Raw genomic sequence first — 21,589 nt, forward strand, 5'->3', positions numbered from 1 at the left:
TTTAAGCGGTGTTGTCGGGTCTGTTTTTCAGCATCTATCCTTCGCTGTTCATGGCCAGTTAACCTTTTGGGCTAGCTCGGTGATCAGTCATTAGGCAAGTGCAACTGCACTTCCATGGCGTCATGAAGGAGTCTGACGACCTCGATCACGTCGTCGTTTGCCACACGATAGAACACGATATGACGTGGGCTTTTGACCGTTCCATGGGTTTGTTTGGCCTGCTGGCGTGAATAGATGAGGTGATAGCTGCGAAGGCCCGGTGCAAGCTCATCGCGGTCGTGGCTGCCAATGCGATAAGGCGTGTCGGCAAGCGCTTGCAGCGCCGCGAGGATCAGTGCCTGGTAGCGCTGGCGTGCTTGATCGCCGAACTGTGTCTGGGAGAGCCTGAGGATGTCAACAATGTCGGCGCGCGCCGGGTTGGAAATCCGATACTGCGGCATGCTCAGTGTTTCTCGCGCGCGGGGAGGGTTGCCTCCAGGCTCAAGCCCTCGAGGTAGTGCTCCAGATCTCCTTCGTTCACCTGAGTAAAGCGCCCGCGCTCAAGATCCATGATGCCGATTGAGGTCGCCTGACGCAGTGCCTCAATTTTGGCGGTGTCTTCGGCGACGCGCTGTTCCAATAGCCGCAAACCTTCTCGCATCACTTCGCTGGCATTCTGATAACGGCCGGACTGTACCAAGTCATGGATAACCTGTTCCTGGTGAGGGGTGAGCACAACGTTTCGCGTCGCCATAACTAGCTCCAGTTCCATGCAAACAGGTACTTTTGATTGTTGGCATATTATGCCATTTTCGTTCAGGAGAATAGTTTGGGGCCGACATTCGGCGATCAGGTGATAGCTGACTCGGCGCTAATCAGCAAGATTCAAAGTGATCCACCCATTAATAAAACAACCTGTAGATTGATTTGAAGATTGATATGCCTGACTGTGCGTGGGAGGAGGCGCGCGATGTGTGCTTCTTGATCCGCCCTGAAATCGAGCGGCATGTTCGATGCCCATCAATATTTGCGTTTAGAGGCATCAAGAGAGGTTCCAATGCCCTACGAGTTAGAAAATCGCCTGGTGATCGGCGTCGCTTCCAGCGCTGTGTTTGATTTGCTGGCATCGGACGCAGTATTTCAGAGTCAGGGGGAGGAGGAGTACCGCAAGTTTCAGCAAAAAAATCTTCACGACCCGCTTCCTAAGGGGATAGCGTTCCCCTTCATCAAGCGCTTACTGTCAGTGAATGACCTTAGCGTCGATCCTACGGATCCGCTCGTCGAGGTAATACTTCTTTCGCGCAATGATCCCGACACTGGGCTGCGCGTGCTGAAGACTATCGAGCATTATGGCCTTGGGATGACAAGGGCGATTTTCATGCAGGGAAAATCCCCTTATGAATACATACCAGCACTGAATATCGCTTTATTTTTGTCGGGTGACAAAAAAGACGTGGAAGCGGCAATCAAGGCCGGGTACCCGGCTGGCCAGGTGCTCGATTCAAAATTTGAAGACGACGAAGCTGATAAAACCCTACGTATCGCATTCGACTTTGACGGCGTACTCGCCGGCGATGAGTCCGAAACAATCATGCAGGCCTCTGGGTTGTCTGAGTTCCATGCGCACGAAGTGAAAAACGTTATGCAGCCCCATAACCCGGGGCCGCTGAAGGAGTTCATGGTGCGGATATCCAAAATCCAGTCGGTCGAGGAGAAGCACAAAAAGCTCAATCCTAAATACGAAAACCGCATACGCGTCTCGATCGTCACAGCCCGCAATGCTCCGTCTCATGAGCGTGCGATGAATACACTCAAGAGTTGGGGTGTCATGGCCAATGACGCATTCTTCCTGGGTGGCATCGAGAAAGGCAAAATTTTAGGCGTATTGAAACCACACATCTTCTTCGATGACCAATCAGGGCACCTTAAATCGACTAGCGCCGTTGCTCCATCCGTGCACATTCCTTTCGGCATCACCAACCATGTCGCTACTGTGGATGCGCTAGAGCCTGAAGCGGATCAGGTCCAGCAGGTGGTGTAACACGGTGGCTTGAGCGCGTAGTACTACAGGAACTCGTATCGGTTCTGTACTGCGTACCCGTTCCAGCCTTGATGACGACGTTGTCTCGTCGATTTGCAACCAGTCACCAACGTGCTCGATAGCGAATCCATTTCCCGAACGATGAACCCCAAGGTGGATAGGGTACAACGTGAGTATCGATTCGGTAATTTCCGCCCGGTCTGGTCTGATCGGAGCGGTACCATTGACAGGTTGGGGGATGAGAGGACACGGGTGCATCCAGTGCCTTACTATGCCCCAACTGACATAGCGTTTTTTCCATCCATGGCCAAATTCTTTCCAGCACTCGATCATGCGGAATTCCGCAGCAAAGGCGAATTTACGCTTTTTCAGGAACTAGCGGCACTTGACGATGGGTTTGTCGTCATCCACTCGCTACCTTGGCTACGCGGCCGGACAAAGCGGGTGTACTCGCAGGATCTGCAGGACTACCTGCGAGTTTCTTTAGAGAGGAGGCACCTTGAGCTCCAAACGTTTGGCTCGTGCATCTGTCAGGCTGACAACAGGATAATTGCCGAAAGCCGTGAGTCCTTGCTTGCCATTGGGTTTGGTGTATCGAAAGCGCCATCCCTTTCGGCCGTTAGGCTGGATTAGCAGAAAAAGACCATCACCATCGAACAGACCGTATGGGTGATCTTTAGGCTTGGCCGTACGGCAAGCAGCGTCAGTGAGGGGAGCAGTGGTACGTGGCATAAGTATACAACCCATTATCGAACTGGCTTGTATCTCTAAAGCTATACCTAAAAAGCCTGGAACTCGACAGAAACCGACGGAACGCCATAAACGAAAAAACCCGCCAAGTGGCGGGTTTTAAAGGGTTCCATGGACTTTACTGGCTGTCAGTGGAACTAGAGATGGTGCCCGAACCCGGAATCGAACCGGGACGCCCTTACGAGCGGGGGATTTTAAGTCCCATGCGTCTACCAGTTTCGCCATTCGGGCGGTAGCGCGTTGTAACAGGGTTGGGAATATATAGATCCAGGCGCTTCGACGCAAGGTCGGTCTGCCGCTTTCTTGCATGGACTGCGCCTGAAAAAGCTTGGCAGATCAGTGGTCTACATCGGCTTTAACAGGCGAACCAGAGGATTCCTACGACACGGGAACAAGCGGCATAAATGACAGTCATAGCGATATGCCATCCCGGCAGTCTGGAAAGGAATCAGTTGATGCTCAGTGTTCGCAGGCGCTATTGGATGGTCATTGCAGGTGTCGTGGGACTGTTGGCCGGTACGGCACAGGCGGGGAGTGCGGTGAAGTGGGGGGATTTCAGCGCGTCAGGCGGCGACCGGTTGACGGGAGCTTCGCTGGAGGCGGGCAACCAGTATGTGTTGAAGGCGTCGAGCATTTCGGTGGGGGATATTGAACAGCTGCAGGCTGCGCAGAAACGTACCGAGAGTGAGGTACAAGGCCTGAAAGGCAAGCTGGAGGGGCAGGACCGCGCGTTCGATGAGTTCAAGCGCAGGGACGGTTCGAGCGCCAGTTCCAGTGACAGCCAGTTGGCGAGCCTCAAGCGCACAGTCGAGGATCAGAACAGCACGATCGAACGGCAGAAAAGCGATATCGACGGTTTGAAGCGCAGCCTGGATGATCTCAAGCGCAGCCTGGATACTTTGAGCAGCAAGGTCAAGTAGCCTGGCCGCCGCGACATGCGGTCAGTCATGAGCCTGGATGCGGGTGTAAGGTAGGGCGTGCAACGCTGGGAAATCTCAGGAAAGCGAGGTGACTATGAGCGCTCCACTGCTGAAGAAGCTGCACCTGAATGGGTACGACATCGTGCAGGTCAATTTCGGGCCATGGCGGGTGTGTACGCCCCAGGATCGGCTGGCGTCCTTCAATTCCCGTGAACAGGCACTGGCGTATGCCGCCACGTTGCCGGGTTACCAGGCACGCAACAGGCCGGTGTCCAATGATGATTGATTGAAAACGAAGCCCCGGTTTGTCCGGGGCTTCTGCGTTTCTGGCTTATACGAAAGGCTGTGCGCCGAAGCCGCGGGGCAGGCGTTGCCGCCCTGGCAGGTCGGTCAGGCGCTGCGTCCAGGCACTGCGCCAGTCGGTGCTGGTGTGGGTCTTGGCCTGGCGCGAAGCACGGCGTGCGGCGTTGCGCTGGTTGCGGCGCGCTTCCTTGTAGGCATCGGTGTTGCGGCAGGTGCGGCACTTGACCCGATTCAGCTCGGTGCTGGAGGGCAGGCTATTGCCGTGATGGCCGCAGGCCAAATGCCCGGCAACCTTGAAGTGAATGACCATGTAAGCGTCTCCTTCTTATTGGGTACGCACATCGGTAAACCCACAATGCACGCGGGGAGGGCGGGGCTGAAAAGTCCCGGCACCTGAGGTTACGACCCCATGGGCGCAGCAGCGTTCGGTTTTGCCCCCGGACCTGTTCAACACCCCCGCCTCGGCGCTACCCTGCCACGCCACTGATCATGAAAAGGAGTGTGTGATGAGCGTCGAAACCCTGCCCCTGGAAGGCAGTTGCCGTTGTAACCGGGTGCGCTTCAGCGTGAGCCAGGCGCCGGTGATTACCATGGCGTGCCACTGCACCGGCTGCCAGAAGATGACCGCCAGTGCGTTCTCCCTCAGTGCACTGATTCCCGCCAGCGCGTTCACGGTGACCCAGGGCTGCCCGGTGGTCGGCGGCCTGCACGGGGTCGATCGTCACTATTGCTGCCCGCACTGCATGAGCTGGCTGTTTACCCGCCCCCATGGCATCGATGAGTTCGTCAACGTGCGTGCGACGTTGTTGGATAATGCCGCGGAGTACGTGCCCTTTATGGAAACCTGGACCCGCGAAAAACTGGCCTGGGCTACCACGCCGGCAGTCGAAAGCTTCGAGCGGTTGCCGCAACCCGAGGACTTTGCACGGTTGCTGCAGGCCTATGCCGAATTCAGCGCTCGCTGAGTTCAGTCAATCAAGGCGAGCAGGTCCGTATCGCCCACGTCCTGCCCGGCCTGGGTCAGCAGCGTGGTGGCCTGGCCTCGATGGTGGGTCTGGTGATTGAAAAAATGCACCAGCAGGGCGCCGAACGGCTTGCTGGCCGCCGCGCCGCGCATGTTGTGGTAGTGCAGGCGATGGTCGAGGTCGGGTTCGCGCAGGGTGTGTACCCAATCGATGATCAATTGGTCCAGCCAACGCCGCCGGGCGGCGAGTTCATCCAAGTCGGTGAACGCCAGTTGCTTGAGGTCCGACGGCGCGGCGAAGCTGTTCAGCGGCGCCAGCGCCGCGTAGCCGGCGGGGTGCAGGGCAAAGCGTTTGAGCCAGACGGTGTCGCCCAACGTGAGATGGTTGAGCGTGCCGAAGACCGAACCGAAAAACGCTTGGCGGTCCACGCGCAACTCATCGTCCGTAAGCCTGGCAGCCGCGTCATAGACCTTGTGGTTCATCCACTGGTTGTAGGTCGCCAGCAGCGTCATTTGTTCGATACGGTCCACGTGCTTTACCCCTCGTTGGCAATGGTGCCGCCATCATAAGGCAATTACCTGGACGACCCGCCACGGCAACTGCACCGGGAGCAGCAGGCCAGGCCTAAAACCTGAGCGTCGCACCGGTGGTCAGCCATTGATTGCGTTCACCGCCCAGGTCGCGCCCGAGCACCAGGTCGACGTCGACAAATTCCCCGAGGTGCAGGCGCGGCCCTGCTTGCCAGGCCTGGTCACCGCCTTCCTGGCCGTAACGTTCAGCGATCAGCGTAAGGACATCCATCAGTTGATACTCGACGCCGGTGCCCCAGGTCAGGCGCTGGGTTGGCTCGCCGTCGTTGTAGGCATGGGCCCAGCCGGTATTCAGGTTCAAGCGCAGGGGTGCCAGCGGTTGCCAGGTCAAGGGGAGGGTGAAGTCGGCGCCGTCGAACCCGTGTCGTCGATCAAGGGCAAGATGCGCCCCGGCGGAGATCGCCATTTCCAGCCCCAGGTCTTGCCGTGACAGCACCTGCGCCTTGAGTTGCGGACTCACCTGGGTCTCGCCCCGGCCTGCGCTGTCGGCCCGTGACAGCGCCGCGCCCCACTGCACCGAAGGCAGTGCGCTGAATGTGCACGCGGGAGACAGCGTTGCCGTGTGCGTGTTGCCGGCGTGCCGGTCGGCGCTGTACCAGGCGTCGAGATTGCAGACACCCGGTGCGTTGATTGCGCCGTCATCGACCACATAGGCGCCACCGGCGGCATGGGCCTTGGACACCAGGGCGATTAACAGGATCGAACCCAGGGTGATACCGATAAACAGCAGGTTGCGCCGCAGCGCTCGCTGTTTTGCCGGCGGCAACAGCAGCAGGGTCTGGCGCGCGCCGCGATAGTGCCGCGCACGGTATTTGGCAAACCCGTCCGGGCGCTTCGGGGTGTGTTTGTTGTGCATGATGCACCTCGCTTGAATATCAGTTCTCTACGCTCAGCACCGAAATGCCGCTGGCCCTGGCCTGGCAGACCAGCTCCGACGTGTCGTCACCACCTGGCAGCGCGATGACCACATCCGCGCGGCTGTCGGTCAGCATGAAATGGTTGCGCTGGCGCTCCGCCTGCTTGCCGTGGCGTTGCCAGTTGGGCGGGTAGCGCACCACGTCGATGCCGAGTTCCCGCGCCCAGTCCTCGATGGCGCTGCCGAGGAACTGGTTGCCGCCGTGAATCAGCACCTGCACCGGGCGCAGGCGGTGGTAAGCGTCCAGCACTTGGCGGGACTTTTTGCAGTCGGCGTAATGACGACCGGCACAGATCAAGACGCGCATGATCCTATTCCTTGTAATGCACGGTGGCGGCCGGGCGACCGCCACCGTTTAAACGGCGGGGGAACTCAGTACCACTGCTTGAAGCGGCGGATGTAGAGGGTTTTCATCAGTTGGGCCACGCAGCAATAGCTGAGCAGCGTGCCGACCAGCCACGGGAAGTACGCCAGCGGCAGCGGTTGCAGGCCTACCAGGGCGCCCAGGGGCGAGAACGGTACGTAGATGCCCAGCGCAATCACCACTCCGGTCATCATCAATACCGGCCATGCGGCCGTGCTCTGGAAGAACGGAATCTTGCGGGTGCGCAGCATATGCACCACCAGGGTTTGCGAAAGCAGGCCCTCGATAAACCAGCCGGACTGGAACAGGGTCTGCATTTCCACGCTGTTGGCGGCGAACACGTACCACATCAGGGCAAAGGTGGTGATGTCGAAGATCGACGAGGTCGGCCCGATCCAGATCATGAAGCGGCCGATGTTCCTGGCGTCCCACTTGCGTGGTTTGGCCAGGTACTCCTTGTCCATCTTGTCCCACGGCAGGGCCAGCTGGGAGATGTCGTACATCAGGTTCTGCAGCAGCAGATGGATCGACAGCATCGGCAGGAACGGGATGAATGCACTGGCCACCAGCACCGAAAACACGTTGCCGAAGTTGGAGCTGGCGGTCATGTTCAGGTACTTCATGATATTGCCGAAGGTTTCGCGGCCTTTGAGCACGCCTTCTTCCAGCACCATCAGGCTCTTTTCGAGCAGGATGATGTCGGCCGATTCCTTGGCGATGTCCGTGCCGCTGTCCACCGAGATACCCACGTCGGCATCCCGCAATGCCGGTGCATCGTTGATGCCGTCGCCGAGGAAGCCGACGGTGTGGCCGTTGGCTTGCAGGGCCTTGAGCACTCGGGATTTCTGCAGCGGCGTGAGCTTGGCAAATACCGTGCGTTCTTCCACATGGCGCGCCAGGGTGGCGTCGTCCATAAGCTCGATCTCCACCCCCAGCAGCGGCCGGCCTGGCTCGAGGCCGACCTGGCGGCAGATCTTGCTGGTGACCACGGCGTTGTCGCCGGTAAGGACTTTGACCGCCACGCCGATCTGCTGCAGGGCTGCAATCGCCGGGCCGGCGGTTTCCTTGGGCGGATCGAGGAAGGTCAGGAAGCCCTGGATCACCAGGTTGCGCTCATCGGCGGTGGTGTACTGCTGGCGGGCCAGGGCCTTGGGAATGTTGCGCGTGGCCACCACCAGCACGCGGAAGCCGTCTTCGTTGTAGTCATTGGCGATCGCCAGCAATTCCTCGCGGCGGCGCTCATCCAGAGGCACTGCACTGCCGGCCTCCATCACGTGGGTGGCAATGTCCAGCATCTCCTCGACGGCGCCTTTGCACACCAGCAGGTGGTCGTGGGCAGCGTCCTTGACCACGATGGACAGGCGACGGCGTACAAAGTCGAACGGCAATTCATCGACCTTGCTGTAGGCAAACGGCACCTGGAACCTGGGGTTCTGCTCCGAGAACTGCACCACGGCCTGGTCCATCAGGTTTTTCATGCCGCTCTGGTGGTAGCTGTTGAGCCAGGCCAGGGACAGCACCGCATCATCGCGCTGGCCGAAGGCGTTGACGTGATGCTCGAGGATGATCTTGTCCTGGGTCAGGGTGCCGGTCTTGTCAGTGCACAGCACGTCCATCGAGCCGAAGTTCTGGATCGCGTTGAGGCGCTTGACCACTACTTTGCGCTTGGCCATCGCCGTGGCGCCCTTGGCCAGGTTGGCGCTGACGATCATCGGCAGCATTTCCGGGGTCAGGCCCACGGCGACCGCCAGGGCGAACAAAAATGCATCGCCCCAGTCGCCCTTGGAGAAGCCGTTGAGGAAGAACACGATCGGTACCATCACCAGCATGAAGCGGATCAGCAGCCAGCTGACGCTGTTCACCCCGCGATCGAATGCGGTCTGTACCCGGGAGCCGACAATCGCCTTGGCCAGGGAGCCAAAGTAGGTGCGCGGCCCGGTCGCCACCACCACGGCTTTGGCGCGGCCGCTGACCACATTGGTGCCCATGAAGCAGATGTTCGGCAGGTCCAGCAGGTTGCCCTGGTCGGCGGCTACCGGCCCGGCGGATTTTTGCGTGACGTCGCCGAGGGTGTCGTACTTCTCCACCGGCAAGGCTTCGCCGGTGAGCACCGCCTGGCTGATAAACAGGTCGCGGGACTCGATCAGGCGGATGTCGGCAGGGATCATGTCACCAGCCGACAACTGCACGATATCGCCGGCCACCAACTCGCGCATCGGCACTTCGCGCAGGGTGGGCTGGCTGCCCACTTGCTCACGGCGCAGCACCGTGGCAGTGGTGCGAACCATGGCTTTCAAGGCTTCGGCGGACTTGGCCGAACGGTGCTCCTGCCAGAAGCGCAGCAGGCTGCTGAGCAGGACCATGGTCATGATAATGACGACCTTGGTGGGGTCGGCTTCCTCGCCGTCCTGCATCGGCAGCCAGCAGTCGGTGAAAAAGCTGATGCCGCCCAGGGTCAGCAACACGTAGATGAACGGGTTGTTCAGGGCCTGCAGGAATTGCACGATGGCGTGAGGCGGCTTGTCATGAGCCACTTCGTTGTGGCCTTCCCGGTGCAGGCGGGCAGTGGCGTCCAGTTCGGTCAGGCCATCCTGGGTGGCGCGTACGTTGGCCAGGGTGGCCGACAGGCCGTTGCGGGCTTCGCGGGCGGCACGCATCGACAGTTTGGTGTCGCTGGCGGTGCCGGTTTTCTTTTGCAGTGGCGTGTTTTTTACGGCGCTCATTGTCTGTGCTCCTGTCGCCAATTCTCGACAAAACATACCCGGTACTTGCCTGAATACAGGCGAGCGAAAGCATGCCGAGTCGCTGACTTCGCGATCGGTTTAAATAAGGTGCTTGGATAACTTCTACTGGCGCGTTAGTTATAAGGCGCGCAGCGAACTACAACTGGAAAGTTTCATAAAGAACTCCAGGGACTTGATCAGGAAGTTATTGTTTCAGCGGGATTGAACGGCGCGGGCGCTCTGCACTATCCCAGGCTGAAAAGCGGCGGTCTCTGCGGGTCTTTGGGGGAGGGGGCAACGCCGGGCATGCGTCGTGGCAGAAAAACCACGCGGGCATGGCAACGCTTGGCTCGCAAGGCTGCGGCCAGTGTGGGTACATCGGGCAAAGCAAGGGTTGGGAAGGTCATAACACACCTCGGGACCGGACGGGCGACCGGCGAGGCAGTTACGGCGGAGCATCAAGCTCCAGCGCAGCTTACCGGACCGGGGAGGCGAGTCCTGTCATGTTCTGGATTGGGCGCCCGATGCCCGCCAGGGCGGTGCTCGGACAGCGACTGGATACTGTGTCCATTGGCTTCTTTTGTGAGGGTTAAAAAAGGCCCCAGTTGCGGGCAGGGGCAATCTACTCAGGCAGTTACAAAATGTCAACGCATGATTAATTAAATAGCCCGGCGTTCAGAGTTCATTCAGACAAGAGGCACTCGAAAGTTACCCGATATATAACTTCATACACCCTGTGCGGCGAGAACGGCCAGATAGATCAATACCAACCCGCAGGCGCCATAACTGATGCGTTGCCACATGGACGATGCATTCTTGCGCAGCAGGTTCACCAGTGCGGCGATCAGAAAACATGACAGTACCGAAGCCAACATGAAGCCGGCGAAAAACATCAGCGTCTGCCCATGGCTGGGCGTAGCGCCGACGATGCCTGACAGCGCACTGCCCAGCGCCCCCCAGTAGACGATGTTTTTCGGGTTGGCCAGGGAAATCGCCGCACCCACGGCCAGCGCGTTTTGCCGAGTACTGGCCGGCGCATCATCGGCTTCGGGCAAGTGCCAGGCGTCGATCAGGCTGCGTACGCCCAGCCACGCCAGGTACAGCGCGCAGATGATCGTCAGCGGCACGCGCACGGTGTCATGTTGGATCAACAGTGCGATGCCGGTGAGGCCGATCACCGCCCACACGGCATCGCCTACCAGCGAGCCAAACTGCACCAGCAAGGCGGGTGTGAAACCGTGGAGCAAGCCACGGCGCAAGGTCTCCGCCAGCACCGCGCCGGGGGAGAGGCAAAACACAAAACCGAATACCAGTGCGTAAAAAAAGATCGTCAGCATGCCCGCGTCCTTTCAGGAAAGTGCGAGAGCATACGCTGGCAGAGGGCTGGGAATCCATATCGCCGCAGCGGATCCATCCAGCCGTCAGGGTGTGTTCATGTCCAGCAGCGCTATGCGCTCGAGTTCGACCTTCAGCTCGCCAGGGCTGAGGCGGGCAAAGGGCAGGGCGAAAAACGCCCGGCAACGGCTGGCGATGGTCTCCAGCGTGGCATCGAATGCCGCCTGGATGCTGGCCTGGTCACCTTGAACGTCCGAGGGATCTGCCAAGCCCCAATGCGCCTTCACCGCCGGCCCGAAATACACCGGGCAGGCTTCCCCCGCCGCCTTGTCGCAGACGGTGATGACCACATCCGGCGGGCTGCCTTCAAACGCATCATTGCCCTTGCTGTACAAGCCTTCGGTGCGGATGCCCGCTGCCTGCAACGTGCTCAGGCTGCGCGGCAGGACCTGGCCCTTGGGAAAGCTGCCGGAGCTGATCGCGGCAAAACCCTGGGGGGCCAGGTGGTTGAACATCGCCTCGGACAAGATGCTGCGACAGCTGTTGGCGGTGCACATGAACAGGACTTTCATTGCGGTTTCTCCGTTAGATGCTCAGGCGCAACGCGAGGGCGGCGAGGGTGATCAGCAGCACCGGCAAGGTCAGCACAATCCCGACCTTGAAGTAGTAGCCCCAGGTGATGGTGATGCCCTTGCGCGCCAGGATATGCAGCCACAACAGGGTGGCCAGGCTGCCGATGGGGGTGATTTTCGGGCCCAGGTCGCTGCCGATCACGTTGGCGTAGATCATCGCGTCCTTGACCACGCCCACGGCATGGCTGGATTCGATGGACAACGCACCGATCAGTACCGTCGGCAGGTTGTTCATCGCCGAGGACAACAAGGCCGTCAGCACGCCGGTGCCCATGGCCGCACCCCATACGCCGTAAGTGGCAAAGGTATCGAGCCAGGTCGCCAGGTAGGTGGTGAGGCCGGCGTTACGCAAGCCGTAGACCACCAGGTACATCCCCAGGGAAAACACCACGATCTGCCACGGGGCTTCCTTCAGCACCTTGCGCGTGGAGATCTTGTGGCCCTTGGCGGCGATCACCAGCAGGAGCACGGCGCACACCGCGGAAATCGCGCTGATGGGAATGCCCAGGGGTTCCAGGGCAAAGCAGCCGATCAGCAGGATGCCGAGCACCCACCAACCGGCGCGGAAGGTGGCGCGGTCGTGGATCGCGCTGGCGGGGTCTGCCAGGTCGGCGGGGTCGTAGGCCTGGGGAATATCGCGGCGGAAGAACCACAGCAGCACCGCCAGGGTGGCGGCGACACTGACGACGTTGACCGGCACCATGACCGCGGCATATTCGTTGAAGCCGATCTTGAAATAGTCCGCCGAGACGATGTTCACCAGGTTCGACACCACCAGCGGCAGGCTCGCCGTGTCAGCGATAAACCCCGCGCCCATCACAAACGCCAGGGTCGCCGCCGGCGAAAAGCGCAGCGCCAGCAGCATCGACATCACGATGGGGGTGAGGATCAGCGCCGCGCCGTCGTTGGCAAACAGCGCCGACACCAGGGCGCCGAGCAGCACCATATAGGCAAACAAGCGCCGGCCACGCCCGCGCCCCCAGCGCGCCACATGCAGTGCCGTCCAGGCAAAGAACCCGGCTTCGTCCAACAGCAGGCTGATGATGATCAGTGCGACAAACGTCCCGGTGGCATTCCAGATGATGTGCCAGACCGCCGGGATATCCGCCAGGCTGATCACGCCACAGGCCAGGGCCAGGATCGCGCCCATCGTGGCGCTCCAGCCCACTCCGAGACCCTTGGGCTGCCAGATGACCAGGACGATGGTGAAGATAAAAATGGCGACTGCGACAAGCATGAATTAACGCTCCGGTGGCTCAGCAGCAGGTGCTGGCTCGTTGTGGTCTGTCGCCCATGGCATCCAGACGCTGTGTGTCGTTGTGCAGCCATGGCTGGTTGGCTTGCAGGGTGACGTCCAGCACCTGGGTTACCCAATCGGGCAGTGCCGGGTTGACGCGGTAGTAGATCCATTGGCCCTGGCGACGATCCAGCAGCACACCGCAACTGCGCAGTTGCGCCAGGTGGCGGGAGATTTTTGGCTGGCTGTCGTCCAAGGCATGGATCAGTTCGCACACGCAAAGTTCGCCTTCACGCTGAATCAATAGCGTCAGGCGTGCGCGAGTGGCGTCGGCCAGGCATTTGAACAGGGTGGGCGGTGTAAGGGGTTCCGACATGACCATTGCCTACATACATATGGAAATTCGAATATACGTATATCCATATGTTTTGGTCAAATCCTGTTTCAATTGATATGGATCAAACCTCGGGAAAACTGCCACAAGTGATTGAAATTAAAATGAAACACGAATGTCCTAAAGTGCCTCCCCATTGCTGATGAAGGAAGACCCGCGTGACCCGTGCCACTCGCAACCTGCGCAAAACCCTGGATTCCGTCGCGGAAAATAACGAAACCGCGGCATTCGACCTGATGCGTGCCGTTGAAAAGCTCGGCGATGAAGTGCTGCGCCAGCGCTTGCTCAACACCATTCACCGGCTCAACCAGGACGCTCACGAACTGCGTGAAGCGCGGGACTCGGTGGAGCAGGTGTCGGTCAGGCTCGCCTGAGCAAGATCGTTCAAGACAAGCTCCATCCTACGCTGGCATGCTTGTGGACTGTCTGTCGATGAGCCGTTTCCATGCCTGCTGCCTTACCTCATTACGCCTTCGCTCGCGGTGCAATCGCCGTCATTCCCCTGTCCCTGGCCTGTGCACCCTGGGGGCTGCTGGCCGGCTCCATGGCCATCGATGCGCAATTCACGCCACTGCAAGCCCAGGGCTTGTCCGCCATTGTATTTGCCGGCGCTGCGCAGTTGGTCGCCATTGGCATGGTCAAGAGCGGTGCCAGCCTGATTTCCATCGTGTTGACCACCTTGCTGCTGACCTCCCAGCACCTGCTGTATGGCATGCACCTGCGCCCGATTCTGTCGCCGCTCAAGACGCGCTGGCGCATGAGCCTGGGCTTTCTGCTGACCGATGAGTTCTTTGCGCTGGTCAACCACTATGACCGTGAAACCTTCAATCGCTGGTATGCCCTGGGCGTTGGCCTGACGTTTTATATCGCCTGGAACCTGTTCACCCTGGCCGGTATCGTGCTGGGCAAAAGCATCCCAGGCCTTGATCAGTTGGGCCTGGAGTTCTCCATCGCCGCCACCTTTATCGCGCTGATCACCCCGGTGGTGCGTGATGTGCCAACGGTGGTCTGCGTGGCGGTGTCGTTGTTGTTTTCGGTATGGCTGAGCTTCCTGCACTGGGAGTCGGCGGTGGTGGTGTCGGGTGTGCTCGGCATGAGCGCAGGGTTTTTCTGCAAACGCCTGGGGGTTGGGCAGCGATGATTTACCTGATGATTGTGGCCATGGGCCTGGTGGTTTTTTTCAACCGTTATCTGTTTATCGAGCCGCGCCTGCCGGTGCGCCTCAGCCGTGGGGCACGGGAGTTTCTCGGGTTTGCGGTGCCGGGCATGCTCACGGCGATCTGCGGGCCGATTATTTTCCTGGCTGATCACCAGCTCAACCTGAGCCCGGCCAATCCGTACTTGCTGGCCGGTATCTGCGCCGTGGCGCTGATGTTCTGGACGCGCAACGTATTGATGACCGTGCTGCTGAGCATGGCGTTGTTCTACCTGTTTCGCTGGTGGCTCTGAAGCGCAGGCGAAAAAAAGCCCGCGGGAGGGCGGGCAGAAGGACACTTCTAAAAATGAGCCAGGCCACTATAGGCGGCATATTCTCCCTCCACAGTGAAACAAAATTCATGGGGGCGTCAGTCAGCCTTGCGGCAATGGTACAGTCGCGTTTTTTCCAACGAGGCAAGGGCATGCACAAGGTGGTAATGGGCGCATTGGTATTGACGGCACTGGCCGGTTGCGCGGGTTCGAAGATGAACGAGGCGCGCCTGGGGGCTCCCTACAAGGCCATGGCATCGGACAAGGCCACGCTGGTGGTTGCCGAGTGCATCCAGTTTGGCTGGCAGGATGAAAGCGTGTTTGGCGTCGACGCCGGTGGCTTCAAAGAGCCGAACGGGGCCGGTGGTTTCACCGTCTATACCACGGGTGGCGATTACTTCGTCGACGTGCAAAGCGCCGGTGCCGGTTCGTCCGTCAAGTACTACGCCGTTGAAGATACGATGCCGGCCAAGCGTCGTTTGGCCGCACTTGCGACCTGTCTGTAATCCGTTGCCTTAGTCATTTCAGGAAACGCCCGGCGGGACAGCCGCCGGACATTCGCTTATGATTCAATCCGCCCGCCCGACATGATGGCTCTTTACCAGTACACGGACGTCAAGGCCTTACCGTCGGGCGGGCACCTTTAGTCCTTATCGCGGCATAAAACCCAAATGCCAGCGCCGGGGAATCTTCAGCGACACCAGCCCCAACACGCCGGCCAATACACCGCTGACCACCAGCGCCCTCAGCCCCATGTGCTGCTCCAGCAGCGCGCCAATCACCGCGCCGACAAACATCCCCGCCCACGGAATCAGTTGCACCCGCCAACCGTTGCGGCGCTCCCCCAGCATCCAGCGTCCCAGCCCGCGCCCAAAGCGTGACAGTGCCCCGGTCACGTAGGTCAGCCCCACCGGCAAGCCGTTGACCTCTTCCACGGCTGCGTTGAGCATGCCCATCGCAATGATCGCCGCCAGCAGCGCCGGCAAGGTGTCGGCGAAGGGCAGCAAGGCTGCGCCGCAGAGCAAGGTGGCGATACACAGCAACAGGGGCAGGGCATGGCGCCGGCTGAGACGGCCGACCACTACACCCAAGGCGTTACCGGCGACAAATGTGGCGACCAGCAACAGCAGACGTGCGGTCAAGCCGAGATCCCCCACACTGATGGCCACTGCCAGGCGCGTGGTGTTGCCGCTCATGAACGATACAAAGTCGCCGCTGGCCATAAAGCCGATGGCGTCAGTCATGCCCGCCAATACCGAAAGGCTGGCCACCAGCATCAGGCCGACGCGGCCGCGCCAGCGCTTTTGATGGGCCAGTGCGGCATTGGCATAAGGCTTGTTGGGCGAAGGCAGCATAGGGCCGGGTTCCTCGGTGAGATTATCCGGCCACTACCCTAGGACGCTTTGATTGCGCGCGCAATGACCTCAGACACACTCCAGGCGCCAACCCTCAGGTTGCCAGAGCAAACGGTGGGTTGGCCCGAACGCCTGGATGAACGCCTCATCATGGGATACAACCATCATTGCCCCGCTGAAGCCCTGCAGCGCCTGTTCAAAGGCGATCACCGATTCCAGGTCCAGGTGGTTGGTGGGCTCATCAAGCAACAGCAGTTGCGCGGGTGTTTCACCCCACAGGGCAATCGCCATCGCGGCTTTCAACCGCTCGCCGCCGCTGAGCTGCGCGGTCGGTTGGGTGACCCGCCGGGCATCCAGTTGCAGCAAGGCCAGGCGCGTACGCAGTTCGGCTTCGGGCAGCGGTGTGTCGAGCAGGTTGAGCTGTTCGACGAGGGAGCGTCGGTCATCCAGCAGCGCCTGGTGCTGGTTGATATACGCGCAGGGCACCGGCACCGAGCACTCACCGCTGGCGGGCTGCAATTGGCCGGCCAGTACCTTGAGCAGGGTGGATTTGCCGCAGCCGTTCGGTCCCTGCACGGCCACGCGCACCGGCCCTGTGAAGTTGAGTGTGAGGGCGGGATGCTCCAGCCAGGGCAACCGGACCTCCGTCAAGGCCACGACCTGTCGGCCATTGGGCACGACCGACCCCGGCAACGCCAACAGGGTCGGCGTCTCATCTACCACGCGCTCGTAGGCTTGGCGCACCTGCTCATCCAACGTGTGTTTGTACGCGTGATGGGCACTGCGCACGGTGCCGACGACTTCGGTGGCGGCGCTTTTCCAGCGCGCCTTGGTAAACCGGTCCACATTGGCCGTCTCGGCGTGCTTGCGGGAGCGCGCCGCCTGGCGTTGCAGGCTGTCATGGTCTTTCTGCACGCGCCGGCGTTCGCGGTTGCGCTCAAGGCGTGCGTGTTCCAGCGCCGCGACGGCGGCGTGCTGTTCGGTGTCGCGCTGCAGGCGATAGGCATCATAGTTGCCGCCGTAGACGTGAGGGCCGAGTGGGGACAGTTCAATGATGCGCCCGAGGGTGTTGAGTATTTGCCGGTCGTGGCTCACCACCACCAGGCCGCCGCGCCATTCCTGCAACAGGTGCAGCAGCCACCGGCGGCCGGCGCTGTCGAGGTGGTTGGTGGGTTCATCGAGCACCAGCAGTTGCGGTGCGGCCAGCACGGCGCCGATCAGCCTGAGCCGCGCCAGTTGCCCGCCACTGAGCTGATCGGCCGGCGTATCCACACCCAGCTGCGCAAGGCCTGCTGCATCGAGTGCGGCGCGCAAGCGTTCGGCAAGGTCCCAGCGATTGTCGATCAACTCAAGGTCATCGACCTGCGCTGTCCCTGCCGCCATGCGTGCCAGTGCCGCCAGCACGGGCGTGGTGCCCGTCAGGTCAGCGACGGTGTCTTCCGCTGCAACCGCCATGTCCTGGGGGACATAGGCCACGCTGGCCGAGCGCTTGAGCGAGCCGGAGGAGGGGGGCAACACGCCGGCGATCAATTGGGCGAGGATACTTTTGCCCCGTCCATTGCGTCCCACAATCCCGATGGGCGTGTGGTCGATGGACAGGTTCAGGTCGTCCAGCAGGGTCTCGCCATTGGCGAACTGGAAGCACAGGTGTTGCAGGGAAACCAATACGGGCAGCCGGTTGACGTCAGTCATCAGCACCTCCAAAAAATGTCGGACAGGCCAACAAGCGCGCCAGGCGGCTCGTTGCAGGTACATTCTGGAAGGCTTAGTGATTCACGTCGGCGGTCGTCCCGGAAGTCAGAAGGGAGCCAGAGCCTAACCCGCCTTGGCATTGCCGGGCAAGTCGGCGGCCAGTTGTTCAAGGAACATCGCCAAGGCGACTTCCTCGGCCTTCAGGCCTTTGCGCACCCGCGGCTTGGGCAACCTGGACAATTCGCCCAGGCTGAAATGCTCGAGTACGGCCGGGTGGATATAGCACTTGCGGCACACCGCAGGCGTGTTGCCCAGTTGCCTGGCGACATCCTTGACCATCGCCACCACATGCCGCTTGGCGTCGGATTCCGGTTGCCATTCCAACTCCCGCAGCACCGCCAGCGCCATGGCGGTGCCGGCCCAGGTGCGGTAATCCTTGGCAGTGAAGTCGGCACCGGTAAGGTCGTGCAGGTAGGCGTTGACGTCATGGGAGCTGACGGTGTGCCGCTCGCCGTCTTCATCCAGGTACTGGAACAGGTTCTGCCCCGGTAACTCCAGGCAGCGCTTGACCACCGTGGCCAGGCGCCGGTCCTTGACGCTGAGCTGGTGCTCCACGCCACTCTTGCCGCGAAACTGGAACTGGATTTCGCTGCCTTTGACATCCACATGGCGGTTGCGCAGGGTGGTCAGCCCGTAGGATTTGTTGTCTCGCGCATATTGGGTATTGCCGACGCGGATCAGCGTGGCGTCCAGCAGCAACACCACCGTGGCCAGGACTTTTTCGCGCGTGAAGCCGGGTTCGGCGATTTGCGCTTCGAGCTGCTTGCGCAGTTTCGGCAGGGCGTTGCCAAACTCCTGCAGCCGCGCGTACTTGTCGCTGTCACGCACCTCACGCCAGCGCGGGTGATAGCGGTATTGCTTGCGTCCACGGGCATCGCGGCCGGTGGCTTGCAGGTGCCCGCGCGGGTCGGCGCAGATCCACACATCGGTATACGCCGGAGGGACGGCGAGGGCGTTCAGGCGCTTGATCTCATCGGCATCCCGGATGCGCTCGCCCTTGGCGTCGAAGTACTGGAACTTGCCGCGCACTCGCTTGCGGCGGATGCCGGGCTGGGTGTCGTCAACGTAATGCAGGTCGCGGGGCAGGTCGGCGGGCAGCGCGGAGTCGGGCATGGTGCGGGTTCCTTTGGCAACGGATCAGGCCGGTATTCCTGATTGACCGCAGCCGTGTGCGGTCGTGCCAAAAGGTTTCTTATGCCAGCACGGCCACCGCCTTGATCTGCGCCCACAGCGCCTGGCCGGGCCGCAATTGCAACTGGTCGCGGGAGAACCGCGTGATCCGCGCCAGCAACGGCGTGCCATCCGCGTCCAGGCGCACCAGCACATGGGCGCTGTTATCCGCCGCGATCTCCTGGGTAACCGTCACCGGCAGGCGGTTGAGGATGCTGCTGTGCTCTTCGGCCTGCAGGCTGAGGCTGACGTCGCGCGCCTGTACCTTGACCCGCAACACCTTGCCCAACGCCAGCGGTGCATGGGCCACGCGCAGGTGCTGGGCGCTGTCGGGCAGTTGCAGCGTGAGCAGACGGTAGTGATCGTCATAGGCGCTGACGCTGCCATTGATCACCACGCCCGCGTCGTCCCCCAACGCCAGGGGCAGGTCGAGCCGTGCCAGGGTTTCGCCGATGGGACCACTGGCCAAGGCCTTGCCGTCGCTGAGCAAGACGATGTGATCGGCCAGGCGCGCCACCTCATCCTGGGCATGGCTGACGTACAGCACGGGGATGTCCAGTTCGTCGTGCAGGCGTTCCAGGTAGGGCAGGATTTCGCCTTTGCGCTTGCTGTCGAGGGCGGCCAGGGGCTCATCCATCAACAGGAGTCTTGGGCTGGTGAGCAGGGCACGGGCGATACCGATGCGCTGGCGTTCGCCGCCGGACAAGTGTTGGGGGTGACGCTCCAGCAGATGGCCGATCCCCAGCAACTCCGTGGCCTGGAGCATATCCACCCGGCGTTGCGAGCGCGGGATGCGCTTGAGGCCAAACTCCAGGTTGGCCCGCACCGACAGGTGGGGGAACAGGCTGGGCTCCTGGAACACGTAGCCGAGCGCGCGCTTGTGCGGGGGCACGAACAGGCCGTTGCGGCTGTCTTGCCAGACTTCATCGTTGATCTGGATAAACCCATCTTCGGCCCGCTCCAGCCCGGCAATGCAGCGCAGGCAGGTGGTCTTGCCGGAGCCGGAATGCCCGTACAGCGCAGTCACCCCTCGGCCGGGCACATGCAGGTCCACGTCCAGGGCAAAGCCTGTGTACTTCAAGTTCAGGCGCACATTGATCATCGGCATCAACTCCAGCCCATCCTGGTTTTACGGCTGGAGTAGAGCGCCAGCAACACGAGGAACGCGAACACCACCATGGCGCCGGCCAGCCAATGGGCCTGGGCATACTCCATGGCTTCGACATGATCGTAGATCTGCACCGAGACCACGCGGGTCTTGTCGGGGATATTGCCGCCGATCATCAGCACTACGCCGAATTCTCCGACGGTATGGGCAAAACCCAGGATGGACGCGGTGATAAACCCCGGGCGCGCCAGGGGCAGGATCACCGTGAAGAAGGTATCCCACGGATTGGCGCGCAGGGTCGCGGCCACCTCCAATGGGCGCGTGCCGATGGCGGAAAAGGCGTTCTGCAACGGCTGCACCACGAACGGCATGGAATAGATCACCGAACCGATCACCAGCCCGGCGAAGCTGAAGGTGAGGGTGCCCAGGCCCAGCCATTGGGTGAACTGGCCGAAGTAGCCGTGGGGGCCCATGGTCAACAGCAGGTAGAAACCGATGACGGTGGGTGGCAGCACCAATGGCAAGGCCACCACCGCGCCAATGGGGCCGCGCCACCATGAACGGGTGCGCGACAGCCACAGGGCAATCGGAGTGCCGATGATCAGCAGGATCACGGTGGTCAGTGACGCCAGTTTGAGGGTCAACCAGATTGCGGAAAAATCGGCACTCGACAGGGGCATTTACTTGCTCAGTTCATAACCGTAGGACTTGATGACGGCAGCGGCTTTCGGCCCTTTGAGGTACTCGACCAGTGCCTTGGCTGCAGCGCTGTCCTTGCCCTTGTTAAGGATCACCGCGTCCTGCTTGATCGGGTCGTGCAGGGCGGCCGGGACGATCCAGGCCGAGCCGTTGGTGACTTTGCCGTCTTTATAGATCTGCGACAAGGCCACAAAACCCAACTCGGCGTTGCCGGTGGAAACGAACTGAAAGGCCTGGGTGATGTTCTGGCCTTCGACGAGCTTGTCCTTGACCTGCTCGGTCAACCCTTCCTTGGCCAATACCTGGGTGGCGGCGAGGCCGTAAGGCGCGGCTTTCGGGTTGGCGATGGACAGGTGCTTGAAGTCATTCTTCTTCAATACCTCGCCCTTGGCGTCTACATAACCTTCCTTGGCCGACCACAGCGCCAGGGTGCCCACGGCGTAGGTGAAGCGCGAGCCCTTGACCGTGTCGCCTTCGCTTTCGAGCTTTTGCGGGGTGGTGTCGTCGGCACTCAGGAACACTTCGAACGGCGCGCCGTTCTTGATCTGGGTGTAGAACTGCCCGGTGGCGCCGTAGGCTGCGACCAGTTTGTGGCCGGTGTCTTTTTCGAAGTCGGCGGCAATCGCCTGGATCGGTGCGGTGAAGTTGGCCGCTACGGCCACTTGGACTTCATCGGCGTGGGCCGCTGCGGTCGCGAGCAACGCAACCAATGCCGCCAGGCACGCGGGTACAAAGCGAGGGGTATTGAAAGTCATGAACGGCTCCGTTTGAGAAGGTGCAGAACCTGGTGCCGATTATAGGGACGGGCGCTGCCAGGCGCTGTATGTATAGGTATATAGCGTAAAAATGGCAAGGGAAATCCATCCTTGGAATCGATGTCGGCGCGCGG

The 21,589-nt window shown here is 60.9% G+C and carries 25 protein-coding genes, 1 tRNA gene and 1 pseudogene; 8 read left to right on the plus strand and 19 right to left on the minus strand.

Features of this window, described 5'->3' with window-relative positions; translation table 11 throughout:
* Window positions 1-83 precede the first annotated feature (83 nt).
* Both J1N02_RS29360 and J1N02_RS29365 read right to left on the minus strand, forming a co-directional pair.
* Window positions 84-440, minus strand: coding sequence for a type II toxin-antitoxin system RelE/ParE family toxin (locus J1N02_RS29360; RefSeq protein ID WP_092250824.1), 357 nt, complete (start codon window positions 438-440; stop codon window positions 84-86).
* Window positions 441-442: 2 nt separating this feature from the next.
* The gene (locus J1N02_RS29365; protein ID WP_092357218.1) at window positions 443-733 is read right to left on the minus strand and encodes a type II toxin-antitoxin system ParD family antitoxin; all 291 of its coding nucleotides are present in this window, start codon (window positions 731-733) and stop codon (window positions 443-445) included.
* 303 nt (window positions 734-1,036) lie between these two features.
* Between J1N02_RS29365 and J1N02_RS29370 the strand changes: the two genes are divergently transcribed.
* Entirely contained in the window at window positions 1,037-2,020 is a 984-nt protein-coding gene (locus J1N02_RS29370) for a 5'-nucleotidase (RefSeq protein ID WP_169899618.1), read from the plus strand.
* A gap of 498 nt (window positions 2,021-2,518) precedes the next feature.
* Here J1N02_RS29370 and J1N02_RS29375 read toward each other — a convergent pair.
* Both J1N02_RS29375 and J1N02_RS29380 read right to left on the minus strand, forming a co-directional pair.
* Window positions 2,519-2,752 (minus strand): annotated as a pseudogene (locus tag J1N02_RS29375) (Arm DNA-binding domain-containing protein); the annotation flags it as partial.
* Window positions 2,753-2,914: 162 nt separating this feature from the next.
* Window positions 2,915-3,001: transfer RNA gene (locus tag J1N02_RS29380), tRNA-Leu, on the minus strand.
* Between the two features lie 224 nt (window positions 3,002-3,225).
* Here J1N02_RS29380 and J1N02_RS29385 point away from each other — a divergent pair.
* Window positions 3,226-3,690, plus strand: coding sequence for a hypothetical protein (locus J1N02_RS29385; RefSeq protein ID WP_065941586.1), 465 nt, complete (start codon window positions 3,226-3,228; stop codon window positions 3,688-3,690).
* A gap of 94 nt (window positions 3,691-3,784) precedes the next feature.
* A complete protein-coding gene (locus J1N02_RS29390; protein WP_027606617.1) occupies window positions 3,785-3,976 on the plus strand; it encodes a hypothetical protein in 192 nt (63 codons plus the stop codon).
* A gap of 45 nt (window positions 3,977-4,021) precedes the next feature.
* Here the strand turns inward: J1N02_RS29390 and J1N02_RS29395 are convergent, their stop codons facing one another.
* Window positions 4,022-4,303, minus strand: coding sequence for a hypothetical protein (locus J1N02_RS29395; RefSeq protein WP_027606616.1), 282 nt, complete (start codon window positions 4,301-4,303; stop codon window positions 4,022-4,024).
* Between the two features lie 196 nt (window positions 4,304-4,499).
* Here J1N02_RS29395 and J1N02_RS29400 point away from each other — a divergent pair, with 196 nt between their 5' ends.
* Window positions 4,500-4,958, plus strand: a complete 459-nt coding sequence (locus J1N02_RS29400) for a GFA family protein (protein ID WP_414887185.1) — start codon at window positions 4,500-4,502, stop codon at window positions 4,956-4,958.
* Between the two features lie 2 nt (window positions 4,959-4,960).
* On the opposite strand, the gene J1N02_RS29405 is transcribed toward J1N02_RS29400, so the two are convergent.
* From J1N02_RS29405 to J1N02_RS29440, 8 genes are all read right to left on the minus strand, one after another.
* The gene (locus tag J1N02_RS29405) at window positions 4,961-5,488 is read right to left on the minus strand and encodes a DinB family protein (RefSeq protein ID WP_027606614.1); all 528 of its coding nucleotides are present in this window, start codon (window positions 5,486-5,488) and stop codon (window positions 4,961-4,963) included.
* A 94-nt stretch (window positions 5,489-5,582) separates the two neighbouring features.
* Window positions 5,583-6,404 (minus strand): hypothetical protein, encoded by an 822-nt coding sequence (locus tag J1N02_RS29410; RefSeq protein ID WP_414887186.1) that lies wholly within the window; start codon window positions 6,402-6,404, stop codon window positions 5,583-5,585.
* A gap of 19 nt (window positions 6,405-6,423) precedes the next feature.
* Window positions 6,424-6,771 (minus strand): DUF2493 domain-containing protein, encoded by a 348-nt coding sequence (locus J1N02_RS29415; protein WP_027606612.1) that lies wholly within the window; start codon window positions 6,769-6,771, stop codon window positions 6,424-6,426.
* Window positions 6,772-6,836: 65 nt separating this feature from the next.
* Window positions 6,837-9,551 (minus strand): magnesium-translocating P-type ATPase, encoded by a 2,715-nt coding sequence (gene mgtA, locus J1N02_RS29420; RefSeq protein WP_421148156.1) that lies wholly within the window; start codon window positions 9,549-9,551, stop codon window positions 6,837-6,839.
* A 725-nt stretch (window positions 9,552-10,276) separates the two neighbouring features.
* Window positions 10,277-10,888 carry a LysE family transporter gene (locus J1N02_RS29425; RefSeq protein ID WP_414887187.1) on the minus strand — a complete coding sequence of 204 codons (612 nt, stop codon included), beginning with the start codon at window positions 10,886-10,888 and terminating at the stop codon, window positions 10,277-10,279.
* 84 nt (window positions 10,889-10,972) lie between these two features.
* A complete protein-coding gene (locus J1N02_RS29430; RefSeq protein WP_092357934.1) occupies window positions 10,973-11,458 on the minus strand; it encodes an arsenate reductase ArsC in 486 nt (161 codons plus the stop codon).
* Between the two features lie 13 nt (window positions 11,459-11,471).
* Complete coding sequence (locus J1N02_RS29435) at window positions 11,472-12,755, minus strand: arsenic transporter (protein WP_027606608.1); 1,284 nt, start codon at window positions 12,753-12,755, stop codon at window positions 11,472-11,474.
* Between the two features lie 19 nt (window positions 12,756-12,774).
* Window positions 12,775-13,131, minus strand: a complete 357-nt coding sequence (locus J1N02_RS29440) for a metalloregulator ArsR/SmtB family transcription factor (RefSeq protein ID WP_092357936.1) — start codon at window positions 13,129-13,131, stop codon at window positions 12,775-12,777.
* A gap of 176 nt (window positions 13,132-13,307) precedes the next feature.
* Here J1N02_RS29440 and J1N02_RS29445 point away from each other — a divergent pair, with 176 nt between their 5' ends.
* The 4 genes from J1N02_RS29445 to J1N02_RS29460 all read left to right on the plus strand — a co-directional run bounded on the left by J1N02_RS29445 (window position 13,308) and on the right by J1N02_RS29460 (window position 15,122).
* Window positions 13,308-13,523, plus strand: a complete 216-nt coding sequence (locus J1N02_RS29445; RefSeq protein ID WP_025856028.1) for a hypothetical protein — start codon at window positions 13,308-13,310, stop codon at window positions 13,521-13,523.
* Between the two features lie 71 nt (window positions 13,524-13,594).
* Window positions 13,595-14,290, plus strand: coding sequence for an AzlC family ABC transporter permease (locus tag J1N02_RS29450; RefSeq protein WP_027606606.1), 696 nt, complete (start codon window positions 13,595-13,597; stop codon window positions 14,288-14,290).
* Window positions 14,287-14,598, plus strand: coding sequence for an AzlD domain-containing protein (locus J1N02_RS29455; protein ID WP_027606605.1), 312 nt, complete (start codon window positions 14,287-14,289; stop codon window positions 14,596-14,598). The genes J1N02_RS29450 and J1N02_RS29455 overlap by 4 nt, the downstream gene beginning before the upstream one ends.
* Window positions 14,599-14,768: 170 nt before the next feature.
* Entirely contained in the window at window positions 14,769-15,122 is a 354-nt protein-coding gene (locus J1N02_RS29460; RefSeq protein ID WP_027606604.1) for a hypothetical protein, read from the plus strand.
* A 144-nt stretch (window positions 15,123-15,266) separates the two neighbouring features.
* Here J1N02_RS29460 and J1N02_RS29465 read toward each other — a convergent pair whose 3' ends face one another.
* From J1N02_RS29465 to modA, 6 genes are all read right to left on the minus strand, one after another.
* Window positions 15,267-15,971, minus strand: coding sequence for a YoaK family protein (locus J1N02_RS29465; RefSeq protein ID WP_027606603.1), 705 nt, complete (start codon window positions 15,969-15,971; stop codon window positions 15,267-15,269).
* Between the two features lie 69 nt (window positions 15,972-16,040).
* On the minus strand, window positions 16,041-17,663 hold the full coding sequence (locus J1N02_RS29470) for an ABC-F family ATP-binding cassette domain-containing protein (RefSeq protein WP_405125821.1): 1,623 nt from the start codon (window positions 17,661-17,663) through the stop codon (window positions 16,041-16,043).
* A 123-nt stretch (window positions 17,664-17,786) separates the two neighbouring features.
* Window positions 17,787-18,836 (minus strand): DNA topoisomerase IB, encoded by a 1,050-nt coding sequence (locus J1N02_RS29475; protein ID WP_098479463.1) that lies wholly within the window; start codon window positions 18,834-18,836, stop codon window positions 17,787-17,789.
* 79 nt (window positions 18,837-18,915) lie between these two features.
* Window positions 18,916-19,995, minus strand: coding sequence for a molybdenum ABC transporter ATP-binding protein (gene modC / locus J1N02_RS29480; RefSeq protein WP_027606600.1), 1,080 nt, complete (start codon window positions 19,993-19,995; stop codon window positions 18,916-18,918).
* Between the two features lie 5 nt (window positions 19,996-20,000).
* Window positions 20,001-20,681 (minus strand): molybdate ABC transporter permease subunit, encoded by a 681-nt coding sequence (gene modB, locus J1N02_RS29485; RefSeq protein ID WP_027606599.1) that lies wholly within the window; start codon window positions 20,679-20,681, stop codon window positions 20,001-20,003.
* Window positions 20,682-21,455 (minus strand): molybdate ABC transporter substrate-binding protein, encoded by a 774-nt coding sequence (gene modA, locus J1N02_RS29490; protein ID WP_405125822.1) that lies wholly within the window; start codon window positions 21,453-21,455, stop codon window positions 20,682-20,684. It lies immediately after the preceding gene.
* Window positions 21,456-21,589: the final 134 nt, after the last annotated feature.

Source organism: Pseudomonas sp. NFX5, from assembly GCF_049132125.1.
GTDB classification, from domain to species: Bacteria; Pseudomonadota; Gammaproteobacteria; order Pseudomonadales; family Pseudomonadaceae; genus Aquipseudomonas; species Aquipseudomonas marginalis.